The 13,636-nt window shown below is 63.3% G+C and carries 13 protein-coding genes; 5 read left to right on the top strand and 8 right to left on the bottom strand.

The genetic code is table 11. The annotated features are described in order from the left end of the window. Nucleotides 1-121 precede the first annotated feature (121 nt). Nucleotides 122-628 (top strand): Holliday junction resolvase RuvX, encoded by a 507-nt coding sequence (gene ruvX, locus EN861_RS17420; protein WP_135864592.1) that lies wholly within the window; start codon nucleotides 122-124, stop codon nucleotides 626-628. Here the strand turns inward: ruvX and EN861_RS36315 are convergent. The 3 genes from EN861_RS36315 to EN861_RS17405 form a co-directional block, all read right to left on the bottom strand. Continuing rightward, nucleotides 546-887 carry a DUF6105 family protein gene (locus EN861_RS36315; protein WP_127278349.1) on the bottom strand — a complete coding sequence of 114 codons (342 nt, stop codon included), beginning with the start codon at nucleotides 885-887 and terminating at the stop codon, nucleotides 546-548. The two genes, ruvX and EN861_RS36315, sit on opposite strands and share 83 nt — an antisense overlap. Continuing rightward, nucleotides 887-1,435: a hypothetical protein gene (locus EN861_RS17410; RefSeq protein ID WP_135864590.1), complete on the bottom strand. Its 549-nt coding sequence runs from the start codon at nucleotides 1,433-1,435 to the stop codon at nucleotides 887-889. The genes EN861_RS36315 and EN861_RS17410 overlap by 1 nt, the downstream gene beginning before the upstream one ends. Nucleotides 1,436-1,557: 122 nt before the next feature. Next, the gene (locus tag EN861_RS17405) at nucleotides 1,558-3,186 is read right to left on the bottom strand and encodes a DNA alkylation response protein (RefSeq protein ID WP_127278351.1); all 1,629 of its coding nucleotides are present in this window, start codon (nucleotides 3,184-3,186) and stop codon (nucleotides 1,558-1,560) included. 170 nt (nucleotides 3,187-3,356) lie between these two features. Here EN861_RS17405 and EN861_RS17400 point away from each other — a divergent pair, with 170 nt between their 5' ends. The 4 genes from EN861_RS17400 to dprA are packed head-to-tail and all read left to right on the top strand — an operon-like array spanning nucleotide 3,357 to nucleotide 7,392. Then, nucleotides 3,357-4,337, top strand: a complete 981-nt coding sequence (locus EN861_RS17400) for an aspartate carbamoyltransferase catalytic subunit (RefSeq protein WP_135864588.1) — start codon at nucleotides 3,357-3,359, stop codon at nucleotides 4,335-4,337. Next, nucleotides 4,334-5,620, top strand: coding sequence for a dihydroorotase (locus EN861_RS17395; RefSeq protein WP_135864586.1), 1,287 nt, complete (start codon nucleotides 4,334-4,336; stop codon nucleotides 5,618-5,620). The genes EN861_RS17400 and EN861_RS17395 overlap by 4 nt, the downstream gene beginning before the upstream one ends. A gap of 54 nt (nucleotides 5,621-5,674) precedes the next feature. Further along, complete coding sequence (plsY, locus tag EN861_RS17390) at nucleotides 5,675-6,262, top strand: glycerol-3-phosphate 1-O-acyltransferase PlsY (RefSeq protein WP_135864584.1); 588 nt, start codon at nucleotides 5,675-5,677, stop codon at nucleotides 6,260-6,262. Then, nucleotides 6,259-7,392 (top strand): DNA-processing protein DprA, encoded by a 1,134-nt coding sequence (gene dprA / locus EN861_RS17385; protein WP_135864582.1) that lies wholly within the window; start codon nucleotides 6,259-6,261, stop codon nucleotides 7,390-7,392. The genes plsY and dprA overlap by 4 nt, the downstream gene beginning before the upstream one ends. A 7-nt stretch (nucleotides 7,393-7,399) precedes the next feature. Here the strand turns inward: dprA and EN861_RS17380 are convergent, their stop codons facing one another. The 5 genes from EN861_RS17380 to EN861_RS17360 form a co-directional block, all read right to left on the bottom strand. Then, complete coding sequence (locus EN861_RS17380) at nucleotides 7,400-7,612, bottom strand: hypothetical protein (protein WP_127278356.1); 213 nt, start codon at nucleotides 7,610-7,612, stop codon at nucleotides 7,400-7,402. Beyond that, entirely contained in the window at nucleotides 7,609-8,412 is an 804-nt protein-coding gene (gene otsB, locus EN861_RS17375) for a trehalose-phosphatase (RefSeq protein ID WP_135864878.1), read from the bottom strand. Before otsB ends, EN861_RS17380 begins: the two co-directional genes overlap by 4 nt. Further along, entirely contained in the window at nucleotides 8,412-10,202 is a 1,791-nt protein-coding gene (locus tag EN861_RS17370) for a trehalose-6-phosphate synthase (RefSeq protein WP_135864580.1), read from the bottom strand. The genes otsB and EN861_RS17370 overlap by 1 nt, the downstream gene beginning before the upstream one ends. Before the next feature lie 106 nt (nucleotides 10,203-10,308). Beyond that, nucleotides 10,309-12,471: an amylo-alpha-1,6-glucosidase gene (locus EN861_RS17365; RefSeq protein WP_135864876.1), complete on the bottom strand. Its 2,163-nt coding sequence runs from the start codon at nucleotides 12,469-12,471 to the stop codon at nucleotides 10,309-10,311. 45 nt (nucleotides 12,472-12,516) lie between these two features. Further along, nucleotides 12,517-13,578, bottom strand: coding sequence for a glycosyltransferase family 4 protein (locus tag EN861_RS17360; protein ID WP_135864578.1), 1,062 nt, complete (start codon nucleotides 13,576-13,578; stop codon nucleotides 12,517-12,519). Nucleotides 13,579-13,636: the final 58 nt, after the last annotated feature.

Raw genomic sequence — 13,636 nt, 5'->3', positions numbered from 1 at the left:
ATGCATTTCCTCGATTTTTGTCGAGCCAGAGGATAGAACGCCGCTAGCCCCGAGATCAAAGGGTATAGTGTCCGCCGCGCATTCGAAAAGACGCGTGCTACCGAAAAGACGAGGGAAACCGTTGGCTGTCATCACGATTGAGCAATTGCCGGCGCGCCTCGCCGACGGCAGGACCCTGGCAGGGCTCGATCTCGGCGACAAGACGATCGGCGTCGCGGTTTCCGACCGGGGGTTCTCCTTCGCTCATCCCCGCCCGGTCATCCTCAGAAAGAAATTCTCGATCGACGCCGCCGTCCTTCTGGCGTTGCTGGAGAAGGAGAATGTCGGCGCGGTGGCGATCGGACTGCCGATCAACATGGACGGATCCGAAGGCCCACGCGCCCAGAAATCGCGCGCCTTCGTGCGCAACATGGCGCAACTGAGCGACCTGCCCTTCGTGTTCTGGGATGAGCGGCTATCGACGGTCGCGGCCGAACGGACGCTGATCGAAATGGACTTCTCGCGCGCCAAACGCGCCGGCAAGATCGATTCGGCGGCAGCCGCCTTTATTCTGCAGGGAGTTTTGGACCGGCTTCAGTCGCTCGATGCAGCCGGTCGAACCGAACCGGACCCGTCCAGCGCCGGCTGACCCAGCCCAAAATCTCGCGACGCCTGCGGAATGCCCACAAGGCCGTCAGCAGAAGCCCGTCGAAGACGCAAGTCTTCGCCACCATTCCGGGGATGATCGATGGGTCGATGCCCAGAATCTGGCCGTAGAGTTGGAAGAAGAAGTCGTGCGTCTGCCGGCTGAACATGACGTAGCCGAAATTGATGTCGTTGGCCGATAGATAGAACCAGCCCCAGAAAATTGCCATCGGGGCGGCCCACATTCCGAAGATGTAACGCATCAGCGGCCTCCCTTTCCGTTCGAGCCAGTCCGACCCGATATCAGGGACAGCAGTGAATTATGCGCCGCGGCCTTCGCCATGCTGTGCGCCGTGGCGTGGAAATCGTCCTCATGCAACGCGGCTACCGAACGCCGCTCGGCGAGCATCGCGACATAGGAGGCCAGGAGTGCGGCCAATTGCACAGCCACCACCATGAACAGACCGTTGATGCCTTGGGCAGCGCCGCCGATCAGGATCATCGACATCACGCCGGAAGCGGAAATAAAGGCGATGCGAACGACGCTGTCGGCACCCGGGCTGGACGCGTCGTTGATCAGCGTATCGACAAAGGCCCAGAAGAACAGCACCGCCACGACCAGCAATGCGGTCGCCAGTGGAGCGACCACGACGATGTTCTCCAGATTGATCAATCGGGCGCTCTCGACGGTCACGCCGAGTACGCCAAGAGCCGCCGCCACGCCTCGATTTCCATCGATACAGATCAGCGCGAGCAGAGCGAAAACGATCGCCCAGTGCACCGACAGAAAGGAGGTCAATACGTGTCGCATCGTGATTCCTGCTTCGACAGGAATGACAGTGGGCTTTGCGGTTCGCCGCCGCAACGGAAACCATTTGTTAAGGTTAACGGCGACGGCGGGGATCGGCAACGCCCCCGATGACCGGCATCGCGTCAATTCACCGGCGGATAGAGCGTATCGATGATCATGCGCGCATCGTGACGCGAATCGAGCATACCGTAGGTATTGCGCCACTGGCCCGCGAGCCGCGTCTCGACGAAAGCATCGGCGATCCGCCCTGCCCCCAGTCGGCGTAACTCGGCGGCCGCCGCCGACAGCGCAAGCTGTTCCGTAAGCAGCCGGGCCGAGCCCTCGTCGGTCGAAGCCACCTGCATGGCCGCCTTCAGAACACCGATCGTGCCGCGCCCGCCGGCGCCGAGGTCGCGGTCGATGCCGCCCAGCACCTCTTCGAAAAGGCCGGGCGCGCGGCCAAGCACGCGCAGCACGTCGAGCGCCATGACATTGCCCGATCCTTCCCAGATCGCGTTGACAGGCGCTTCACGGTAATAGCGGGCGAGTGGAGCTTCCTCGACATAGCCATTGCCGCCAAGGCATTCCATCGCCTCGTAAAGCAGCGGCGGCGCGATCTTGCAGACCCAGTATTTGACGACCGGCGTCATGGCGCGGGCGAAGGCCGCCTCGCCGCGATCGCTCGCCGCCTCGTCGAAGGAACGCGCCAGCCGGAATGACAGCGCGGTCGCCGCGGCGACATCGAGCGCCATGTCGGCCAGCACGCGCTGCATAAGCGGTTGCTCGATCAGGTTGGTTCCGAACACCTGGCGATGGCGGGCATGATGGATCGCTTCGGCCAGCCCCGCCCGCATGATCGCCGAAGACGCCACCGCGCAGTCGAGCCGGGTCAGCGTCACCATGTCCATGATCGTCTTGACGCCGGCGCCGGGCTCGCCGACCATCTCGCCGATGGCGTTGACGAACTCAACCTCGGAAGACGCGTTGGAGCGGTTGCCGAGCTTGTCCTTCAGCCGCTGGAAGCGAAAGCCATTGCCCGACCCGTCGCCGAGCACACGTGGCACCAGGAAGCACGACAACCCCTCCGGCGCCTGCGCCAGCACCAGGAAGGCATCCGACATCGGCGCCGACATGAACCATTTGTGTCCCGACAGGCGGTAGAACCCGCTTCCGACGCGTTCCGCCCTGGTCACATTGGCCCGCACATCCGTGCCGCCCTGTTTCTCGGTCATGCCCATGCCGAGCGTCAGTCCGGTCTTCTCGACCGGCGGCTTCTGGCTCTGGTCGTATTTGCGCGTCGTCACCCGCGGCGCCCATTCGCGAAACAGTTTTGGGCTGGCCATCAATGCCGCCAGCGAGGCGCTGGTCATGGTGATGGGGCACAGGTGCCCGGTCTCGAGTTCCGCCGTCAGGTAGAAACGCGCGGCCCGCACCTGATGGCGGCGGCCAATCTCGGCGTCGCCATTTTCCCAGACCGAGGAGTGCAGGCCGTTGGCCACCGAACGGCGCATCAACGCGTGGTAGGCCGGATGGAATTCGACCAGGTCGATGCGCCGTCCCTGGCGATCGTGCGTCCTGAGTTTTGGCGTCTCGACATTGGCGAGGCGCGCCAGTTCCTGCGCTTCTTGCGTGAGCACGAAACGGCCAAGCCCGTCGAGATCCTTGCGCACCGGATCGGAAAAGCGCTCGGCAAGCTGGATCAGCAACGGATCGCCTCGCCAGGCGTTGCCGCCCGTCAGCGGCGGCGGCTGGTTCGTTACGTCGTCGGTCACGCCCAATCCTTCTAGAAAGGCCTTATCGTCGGAAAGCCTCGAATCCGAGGCCATCGGCTAGATATAGCCAAGCGTTGCTGCCCGCGCGACGAAAATACCGGGGAGAACGGCGTCAATGCAAAGCGGGTGCTTGCGGGCGCGAAATCCGCACCCTATAGCAGCCCCTTGAGATGACCGACGCTTCGTCCCTGCCACTCTATCCTCACCGCCATCTTCTGGGCATCAGCGATCTTTCGCCCGCCGACATCGAGCTGTTGCTCGACAGGGCGGATCGGGCGGTCGCGATCTCGCGGCAGTCCGAGAAAAAGACCTCGACGCTGCGCGGCCGCACCCAGATCAACCTCTTCTACGAAGCCTCGACCCGCACGCAGTCCTCGTTCGAACTGGCTGGAAAGCGGCTTGGCGCCGATGTCATGAACATGTCGGTGGCGAGTTCCTCGGTGAAGAAGGGCGAGACGCTCATCGACACCGCGATGACGCTGAACGCCATGCGGCCCGACATATTGATCATCCGCCACCAGTCGGCGGGCGCGGCGGCCCTTCTGGCGCAGAAGGTCGGTTGCTCGGTGGTCAATGCCGGCGACGGCGCGCATGAACACCCGACACAGGCGCTGCTCGACGCGCTCACCATCCGCCGCGCCAAGGGTCCGCTGTCGAAGCTGATCGTGGCGATCTGCGGCGACATCCTGCATTCGCGCGTGGCGCGCTCCAACATCATGCTGCTCAACGCCCTCGGCGCACAGGTGCGGGTGGTGGCACCCTCGACGCTGCTGCCCTCGGGCATCGACAGGATGGGCGTGATCGTCTGCCGCTCGATGGCGGAAGGCCTGAAGGACGCGGATGTGGTGATGATGCTGCGCTTGCAGCGCGAGCGCATGGAAGGCGCCTTCGTGCCGTCGGTGCGCGAATATTTCCGCTATTTCGGCCTTGATACCGAGAAGCTGAAGGCGGCCAAGGATGACGCGCTGGTCATGCATCCCGGCCCGATGAACCGAGGTGTTGAGATCGCCTCCGAAATCGCCGACGGCCCGCAAAGCGTCATCCAGGAACAGGTGGAAATGGGTGTCGCCGTGCGCATGGCGGTGATGGAAGCGCTGCTTGATCCCCGTCGTAATCAAGAGGGCCGCAATCAAGAGGGTCGCGGCGCATGAGCACGACTGTCTTTGAACGCGCTCGCATCGTCGACCCTTCGCGCGGCATCGACGAAGTCGGCTCCGTCATAGTCGATGGCAAGAAAATCGTTGCCGCGGGCAAGGCGGCGCTGAACCAGGGCGTCCCCGAAGGCGCCACGGCAATCGACTGCGCCGGCAAGGCGATCATGCCAGGTTTGATCGATGGCCGGGTCTTCATCGGCGAGCCGGGCGGCGAGCATCGCGAAACCATCGCTTCGGCGAGTGTCGCCGCGGCCGCCGGCGGAGTGACGTCGATCGTCATGATGCCCGACACCGACCCGGTGATCGACAATGTGGCGCTCGTCGAATTCGTGTTGCGCACCGCCAAGGATACGGCCGTCGTCAACATCTTTCCGGCCGCAGCCATCACCAAGGGCCTCCACGGGCGCGAGATGACGGAGTTCGGCCTGCTGCGCGAGGCCGGCGCGGTCGCCTTCACCGATGGCCGGCATACCATATCGAGCGCGCTGGTGATGCGCCGAGCGCTGACCTACGCGCGCGATTTCGGCGCCACCATCGTCCATGAAACGCAGGATGCCGACCTTGGGTCATCGGGCGTCATGAATGAAGGCCTGTATGCCAGTTGGCTCGGCCTTTCCGGCATTCCGCGTGAAGCCGAATCCATCCCGCTCGAGCGTGACCTTGCGCTGGCGCGGCTGACGCGGGGTTCGTACCATGCCGCGAAGATCTCGACGGCAATGGCGGCAAGCGCCATGGCACGGGCGAAGGCCGACGGAGCGGCAGTGACATCGGGCGTGTCGATCCACAATCTGTCGCTCAATGAAAACGACGTCGGCGAATACCGCACCTTCTTCCGCCTGACGCCGCCGCTGCGCGCCGAGGAAGACCGGCTGGCTGTCATCGAGGCGGTCAAGGACGGTACGGTGGATGTCATCGTCTCTTCGCATGATCCGCAGGATGTCGACACCAAGCGCCTGCCCTTCGCCGACGCCGCGGCCGGAGCCATCGGCCTCGAAACCCTGCTGGGCGCCGCCTTGCGGCTCTACCACAATGGCGATGTGCCTTTGCTCCGGCTGATCGAAACCTTGTCCACCGCGCCGGCGAGGCTGTTCGGATTGCCCGGCGGCACGCTGAAGCCGGGCGCGGCAGCCGACCTGGCGCTTGTCGATCTCGATGAACCCTGGATCGTCAGTGAAAGCGGCATCCGCTCGCGCTCGAAAAACACCTGTTTCGAAGGCGCACGCCTGCAAGGCAAGGTCTTGCAAACGCTGGTGGCGGGCCGCACAGTGTTTTCCGCCTGAGCCGGCAATAGCCATGCGACATGGAGCATGGCCGGGGGAAATGCGGGGGAAACAATGACTTATGGCCTGATCCTGGCGTTGGTGTTCGGTTATCTGCTGGGCTCAATTCCGTTCGGCCTGCTGCTTACCCGCGCGGCCGGCCTCGGTGACGTGCGCAAGATCGGCTCCGGCAATATCGGCGCCACCAATGTGCTGCGCACCGGCAACAAGGGGCTTGCCGCCGCGACCTTGCTGCTTGACGCGCTGAAGGGCACGGCCGCCGTGCTGATAGCAGGCCATTTCGCGCCTGAAACAGCGGTCTGGGCCGGCCTTGGCGCTTTTCTGGGGCACCTGTTTCCGGCATGGCTGGGGTTCAAAGGAGGCAAGGGCGTCGCGACCTATCTCGGCGTGCTGATCGGCCTCGCCTGGCAGGTGGCGCTGATCTTTGCCGTTGTCTGGCTGGTGATGGCTTTTCTGTTTCGCTTCTCCTCACTGGCAGCGCTGACGGCGGCCGTCGTCGTCCCGATCGCCCTCTACGTCATGAGCACACCCCAGGTTGCAGCGCTGTTCGTGGTGATGAGCATCATCGTTTTCATCAAGCACAGGGCCAACATTTCGCGGCTGATTGCCGGCACCGAAGGCAAGATCGGAGCCAAGGGGTGAGCGAACCGGCCGCCGGGCCGCGTCTCACCGATCGCCAGCGGCTGAGCTGGTTGCGGCTGATCCGCACCCAGAATGTCGGCCCGGCCTCCTTTCGCGACCTGATCAACCGTTTCGGTTCGGCCGAGGTCGCGTTGGAAATGCTGCCGGAACTGATGATTTCCGGTGGCGCCAACCGGATGGTGCGCATCCCTTCGCTGGCCGAAGCCGAGGCCGAGATGGAGGCCGCGCGGCGGATCAGTGCACGCTTTGTCGGCATCGGCGAGGCAGACTATCCGCCGCTGCTGCGCAGCATGGACAATCCGCCGCCGCTGCTGGCGGTCAAGGGTAACGCCGCGGTGTTCCGGTTGCCGGGGATTGCGATCGTCGGCGCCCGCAACGCGTCGCTTGCCGGCATCAAGATGGCGCGCATGCTGGCAGCCGATCTCGCAGGAGACGGCTATGGCATCATCTCCGGCCTGGCGCGCGGCATCGACACGGCGGCGCATCAGGGCAGTCTCTTGACCGGCACGGTCGGAGTGCTCGCCGGTGGCCTCGACCTGCCCTACCCGCCCGAAAATGCCGGCCTGTGCGATAACATCACCGAGCGTGGCGCCATCATCTCGGAAATGCCGTTCGGCTGGCAGCCACGCGCCCAGGATTTCCCGCGCCGCAACCGCCTTGTCGCCGGTGCCGCCCTTGGATTGGTCGTGGTCGAGGCCGCGCAGCGCTCAGGCTCGCTGATCAGCGCCAGGCTTGCCGGCGAGATGGGCCGACTGGTCTTTGCCGTGCCTGGCTCCCCGCTCGATCCGCGCGCCGCCGGTACCAACGGCCTGCTCAAGGACGGCGCCACGCTGGTCACCGAGGCTTCGGACATTTCCAGGGCGATCCTTCCGCTGACCGGCATGCGAACACCTGATCCGCCGCCGTTTGAAGACCCGCCCGACTTTTCGGCCACGGCGCCACCAGGCGAGAGCGACCGGGCCAAGGTGATCGAAGCGCTGGGGCCGACGCCGGTGCCGGTCGACGAAATCATCCGTCACACCGGCCTGCACCCGGCCCAGGTTTTCATGGTGCTGCTTGAACTCGACCTCGCCGGCCGCCTTGAACGCCACGCCGGCGGCAATGTATCGCTGGTTTTCGGGGACGGCTAATCCGCCCTCAGTGGCGGTCGGTCTTTTTATCCTCCGCCTCGGCGTGATCCTGTGTGTCGGCGCCAAAGAGATCCTTTTGGACAAACTGGCGCCAGACCTCGTCCGCGTCCCGCGGGCGCGACGGATCCAAACTCGGCTCGCTCTCGTGCGCATTCGGGACCGAGCGCCGGCGTAGCCAAGCAGGCATCATCTCCTGGATGAGACTGGTGAATTGGGTCATCGCCGACTCCTTCGGTTCAAGGGATGGACCAGACCGGTCGATCCATCCAACTTGCTCTGGCTCACCGCACCCAGCCAAGCCAAAGCCTCGCCGACGTCGGCCAGCGCATGGCGCGCCGCTGTCGGTCCGCGCGGTTTTATCCGGATCGAAATGCCGTCCATCTCATTGACGGCCTCGAAACCATTCTCGTCGGATGTGTCGTCGCCCAGAAACACCGGCCGCCTCCCCTCGAAAGCTGGCAGATCCAAAAAGCGCCTGATTGCCGCTCCCTTCGCCGCCTCCAACGGCATCAATTCGACGCCGGCATTGCCGGCCAGCACCCGATACCCCGCGGGCAACCTGTCCAGCGCCTGCTCGACCAGTTGCGTCGCGCGCTGCAACAAGTGCGGTGCCGCTCGTGTGTGGATTGCCAGGATCGGACCCTTGCGCTCGATATAGACGTCCGCACTATCCAGCTCCGCTTCGATCTCCTCGGCAAGTGCGGCGATGTCGGCGGGCTCTCCCGCCGCCTCGACCGGCCCATCACGCGCGAGCCTGTGCTCAAGACCGTAAAGCCCGGCGGCGCGCAATCTGAGGGGCTGGAAAAGATGATCGACAGCAGCGATCGACCGCCCCGTGATGAACGCCAGAGCTCCGTCCAATTGCAATTCGAGCCCCACCAACAGCGTCCGCAACTCATCGCCGACAACCACCGCATCGGGATGCGCGGCATGTTCGAGAAGCGTGCCGTCGATATCGAGGAACAAGGCCCACGCACCCTGCGGGACTTTGGGTACGGTCAAGTTTGACAATGTCGACATCACAGGGCCGCCACGCGCTTGCGGTCGAGCAGCGATATCACATTGCCGGGAGAACTGGGACCAGGAGAACGTGGGGCGGCGCTGACGGCACGATCGACCGCATCCCGCTTGCGCAGGCGCGCCGCATCGAACAGCATGCTGCCCGCCCATCGATAGACATTGTTTTCGCGCACGACCTCGCGCATGCGTCGCATGCGCTGACGTTGCTCTTCCGGTGACATGGTCAAGGCCTGCAGCAGGGCGTCGCCCATCATCGCCGCGTCGTAGGGATTGACGATCAGCGCCTCCAGCAATTCCTTCGACGCGCCGGCGAACATGCTGAGCATCAGCACGCCCTGTTCATCCTCGCGGGCCGCGACAAACTCCTTTGCAACCAGGTTCATGCCGTCGTGAAGGCTGGTGACCATGCAGACGTCGGCGGCCCGGTAAATCTCGTACACCTGCGTTTGCGAGTGATGTTCGGTCACCAGCACCACCGGGGTATAGCCTTCACGACCATGGCGCTGGTTGATATCCTCGGCATGGCGCAGACATTCCTCATACAATTGTTGATAGGCAGGCAAGGTGCCGCGGCTGGGCGCGGCGATCTGCAGGAACGCGACCTTGCCGATCCATTCCGGATGCAGCGTCAGCAGCTCATCGAGCGCGTTGAGACGATCGAGGATGCCCTTGGTGTAGTCGAGGCGTTCGACGCCGACGCACAGCCTGACGTTCTCGGCCAGGCCGAATTTCTCGCGAATGAGCTGGCGACATTCTGCAACGGCAGGCAGTTTGCTCAGATGCGGCGGCTCCCATTCGATTGAAATCGGATAGGCGTGAACCAGGCTGATCTGGCCGCCATAGGAGATGGCGGAATCCTCACGCTCGATCCTGCTCTCCAGGAAGCGGTCGACGCTGTCGATGAAGTTGTTGCAATGGAACTGGGTGTGAAAGCCGACGATTGAACTGCCCAGCAGTCCTTCGAGAATCTTCTCGCGCCATGGACAGATGCTGAACACCTCGGAATTCGGCCACGGAATGTGCCAGAAGGTGATGATGATCGCTTCCGGCAGGCGCTCCCGGATCATCCGCGGCAACAGCGCGAAGTGATAGTCCTGGACCAGCACGATGGGCCGCTCGTTGCGGGCCTCCGCCACGACGGTGTCGGCGAATTTGCGGTTGACCGTCTCATAGGCCTCCCAGTCGGAGGCGCGGAATATCGGCCGGGTGAAGGCTATGTGGCAGAGCGGCCAGAGCCCTTCATTGGCAAAGCCGAGATAATAGCCCTGCTGTTCTTCCTCGCTCAGCCAGACGCGGCGCAACGTGTAGGATGGGTTTTCAGGCGGCACCTCGACGCGGTCATTTTCATCGACGACAAGCGCATCGGCCGAACCGCCGCCATAGGCGATCCATGTGCCGGCGCAGGCGCGCGTAATCGGCTCCAGCGCTGAAACCAGCCCGCTGGCAGGCACGACCAGCTGGATATCGTCCCCCTTGCGGTTATGAATGTAGGGTTCGCGATTTGAAACCACGATCACCTGCGCATCGGGAAGTTCCTTCGCCAAAATGTGACGCAGAGTTTCCGGCGACCATTGGACAAGCGCGGCGGTCGCGGATTGCCCGTTCTTTTCGAATTCCGGCAATGGACCGCGAACGGGTCCTGGTTCGAGACTGGCGCGCTTCGTGTTTCTGGCCCGAAGCGCCCGTGACACCACCACCGCAAGCGCGATGCATAAGATACCGACAATTGCGAGAATGAATAGCCACGGTGCGGCCGAAGGGACGACCAGGTACGAACTGTTGTCGGGCATTTCGAATTGATTACCTTTCAATGGGATGCGGCAGATCCACCGACAGGAACTCCGGCATCCTTGGCGTGGTGATCCAACGTTCCGCACACATGATGGTTCCGATTTTTCAACTCCTGACCACCAGAGGCACCAGTCCCTCATGCGCATCCGCAAGGAAGGCGCCGACACGATCTCCCACGCGTTGAAACGTCAGATCCACCGCCACATGTCCTACCGAGAGATGACGAATGACGAGATTGTCGATACCGATCGGCAAGCGCGGCTGGGTCACGTGAATTTCGTTCGTCCCACCGTCGATCTGAAGGCCGAGGCAGGCCTGCATGAGCATGAAGGCGGAGCCTGCGGACCAGGCCTGCGGCAGGCAAGCCACCGGATAGGCAATCGGCGCTTCGCCGGCCGCGCGCGTGAACCCACAGAACAGTTCGGGCAGCCGCATGTTGAAATGAACCGCGGATTCGAAAGTCCCGCTCATCAACCGCACCACGCTGTCGCGGATGCCGTAGCGCGCCAGTCCGGCGGCGCAGATCGCGGTGTCGTGCGGCCAGATGGACCCGTTGTGATACGACATCGGATTGAAGAAGATCGCGTCGTCAGCCAGCGTCCTCAGCCCCCAGCCGGAATGGAATGAAGCCGACAGCAGCTGGTCGGCGACCATGCGTGCGCGATCCGGATCGGGAAGGCCGACATACAGCAGGTGACCGGCGTTGGACGTGCGTACCTTGCAGGGTTGGCCATCGCCATCGATCGCCAGCGCATAGTAGCTGAGGTCCTCGATCCAGAAATGGCGTTCGACTTGTTGGCGAATGACATCGGCGCGCATTTCCCAATTTTCGGCCCGCTCCTCTTCGCCGCGCAGCCGTGCAAGCTTTGCCAATCCCTGGAACGCTGCAAAGACATAGCCCTGCACCTCGACCAGCGCGATCGGTCCTTTCGGAATGCGGCCATCGGCATGGAAGACGGAATCGAAACTGTCCTTCCATCCCTGGTTGGCAAGGCCGGACTCGGCGGCGCGCTGGTAGGTAAGGAACCCTGTCGAACGACTGGCTGTCTCGATCCACTCGGCGGCGGCGCACAGCGATGGCCAAAGGCCATCGATGAAAGCCGTGTCTCCCGTGCGGTCCGCATAGGCGCAGGCGAGATGGATGTAGAGCGGCGTCGTGTCGACGCCGCCATAATAGCGGCCGAACGGCAACTCACTCAGCGCCGCCATCTCGCCCTTGCGGGTCTCGTGCATGATCTTGCCGGGTTCGGAATCGCTGAAGGGGGAGGTCTCGGTCGCCTGGTGCTGGGCGAGAAAGGCAAGCACACCACGAGCCAGGCCGGGATTGAGCCAAAGCATCTGCAGAGCTGAGATCACGCCGTCCCGGCCGAAGGCGGTGGAGAACCATGGAATCCCGGCATAGGGGTAAGGGCCGGTCGCCAATTCCGTCGTGAGCAACGCCACATCGGCGCGGGCCCGCTCCATCCAATCGTTGAAGACGCGGCCCGAACTGTGCAGTGTCGCCCCGTGCCGGCGCTTTGCGCGCATGCCGAAACGGGCACGGGCGGCGGCAGCCCGGAACCGCCGGCTTTCGGGGCGGTCTGGCGTCTCGCCGCCCACTTCCACGTAAAGCGTCTGGCTGCTTCGCTTGGTAATCGCGATGAAGAAATCCGCCCGCTCGGAGGTCAATTGATCGGGCGTCTGCGAAAACGATATCGCGGAGGTCCGTACCACCTTGTCCAGGCCTTCGTAGCGGAGCACGACCGAGTTCCGATCGATCTCGGCCGTGTGGGCGGTGCCGCGTTTGGAGCGGGTCGAGCCACGGACTTCGAACATGTCGCGAAAATCGGCACCAAAGCGCAGCGACACCAGGACCGTCGAATGCTCCCGGCTGTAGTTGGAGAGCGTGATGCGTTCATACAGCCTTTCCTCCCACAGAAGCCTGGCGCGCTCGATATGGATCGCACCCTGCGGAATCTGGCGGCTCGCGGTGCTCTCGATCGGCAGATTGGTCAGGTTGGTGGTGAACAGGACGTTGTCCTGGCTGAGCGATGCGCCAAGCAACGACAGCGACCGCCCGCCAACAGTCAGGCGAAATTCCGAAAGCACACGCGTGTCGTCGCGGAAGAAGCCGTCGCCGGCGCCACGTATGTCGCCATAGGCATCGGCGACCGCAAAGCAATCGCCATGCTTGAGAGCATAAAGCCGATGCGGCTCCCTGGGGGCGGTTTCGTCCAGGGAAGCCAGTGCTATGGCAGGATCGAGCTTGCGCTCGTCGAGTTGGGTAATGGTCAAGAAGATTGTCCCGTGCTGGTTTCCGAACGGGTTGAAGGTCTACGAGGCTCTGCTCTGCTCGACGCCATTGCTCAGCCGCGAATACGCCGCGACATAATCCCTGGCCATTCTGTCGGCGGAAAACCGCCTTTCGAAGACCGCTCTTATTCTTCGCCTGTCGAGTTGCAGGAGAGCGGGCATCGAGGCGACGGCATCTTCGATGGTTTCGACGACAAAGCCGGTGACCCCATAATCGATGATCTCTGGCATGGCCCCGCAACTCCAGGCCATGACTGGGGTTCCGCAGGCCATGGCCTCGATCACCGCAAGCCCGAAGGGTTCGGGCCAATCGATGGGAAACAGCAAAGCGGCCGCATTGCCCAGAAACCTGCCCTTCTGGTCCTCGTCGATCTCGCCGACATACTCGACCCGGTCGCCATCGATCAGCGGCTGCACGACTTCCTCGAAATAGGCGCGGTCGCCATCGCCGATCTTGGCGGCGAGCTTCAGTTTCAGGCCGGTGCGGCGAGCGATCTCGATCGCCCGGTCCGGCCGCTTGTCGCGCGACATTCTGCCGAGGAACGCCAGATAGGCGCCATCAGTGCCTGCCTCGAAATCGGGCTCATAAAGCCCAAGCGGCAGCCCATGATGGATTGTCGCCAGCCAATTCGCGGACGCGAACCGCGCCCGCTGGCTGCGGGATATGGAAATCATGGGAAACCGCGGAAACCGGTCATAGGCCTGCGCGAGGTCCGCGTAATCCAGCCTGCCATGCGGGGTCGTCACCGTGCGCTGCGGCATATCACGGAAAAACGGAAAATGCAGGAAATGGCTGAGATGGAAATGGACGACATCGAAATCGTCGGCCCGTTTCCTCACTTCATCGAGCATCGACAAATGCGCCGCGATCTCGGACTTCAGCGGACGGGGATCGAGACGAAGCGCCCTTTCGCGGCACGGCACCAGTCTGGCGGAGGTCTTCGTGTCGCCACTGGCGAACAACGTCACGTCGTGGCCGAGGCCGACGAGAGCTTCGGTAAGATATGAGATGATGCGTTCGGTGCCCCCGTAGAGTCTTGGCGGCACCGACTCGTAGAGTGGTGCGACGTGGGCAATCTTCATGTCCCGGCGTCCCTCAATGAGCTGGTCATAGAGCCAAAATGCATCAGGGCCGGGATCG

This window comes from Mesorhizobium sp. M8A.F.Ca.ET.218.01.1.1, from assembly GCF_004791165.1.
Taxonomy (GTDB): domain Bacteria; phylum Pseudomonadota; class Alphaproteobacteria; order Rhizobiales; family Rhizobiaceae; genus Mesorhizobium.
This window is presented reverse-complemented; position numbering and strand designations above follow the sequence as displayed.

Excerpts from the sequence above, each read along its gene's own strand:
- EN861_RS17370 (WP_135864580.1), bottom strand. The coding sequence starts at position 10,202 with ATGCCCGACAACAGTTCGTACCTGGTCGTCCCTTCGGCCGCACCGTGG.
- EN861_RS17380 (WP_127278356.1), bottom strand. The coding sequence starts at position 7,612 with ATGACCCAATTCACCAGTCTCATCCAGGAGATGATGCCTGCTTGGCTA.
- otsB (WP_135864878.1), bottom strand. The coding sequence starts at position 8,412 with ATGTCGACATTGTCAAACTTGACCGTACCCAAAGTCCCGCAGGGTGCG.
- EN861_RS17395 (WP_135864586.1), top strand. The coding sequence starts at position 4,334 with ATGAGCACGACTGTCTTTGAACGCGCTCGCATCGTCGACCCTTCGCGC.
- EN861_RS17410 (WP_135864590.1), bottom strand. The coding sequence starts at position 1,435 with ATGCGACACGTATTGACCTCCTTTCTGTCGGTGCACTGGGCGATCGTT.
- EN861_RS17360 (WP_135864578.1), bottom strand. The coding sequence starts at position 13,578 with ATGAAGATTGCCCACGTCGCACCACTCTACGAGTCGGTGCCGCCAAGA.
- EN861_RS36315 (WP_127278349.1), bottom strand. The coding sequence starts at position 887 with ATGCGTTACATCTTCGGAATGTGGGCCGCCCCGATGGCAATTTTCTGG.
- plsY (WP_135864584.1), top strand. The coding sequence starts at position 5,675 with ATGACTTATGGCCTGATCCTGGCGTTGGTGTTCGGTTATCTGCTGGGC.
- EN861_RS17400 (WP_135864588.1), top strand. The coding sequence starts at position 3,357 with ATGACCGACGCTTCGTCCCTGCCACTCTATCCTCACCGCCATCTTCTG.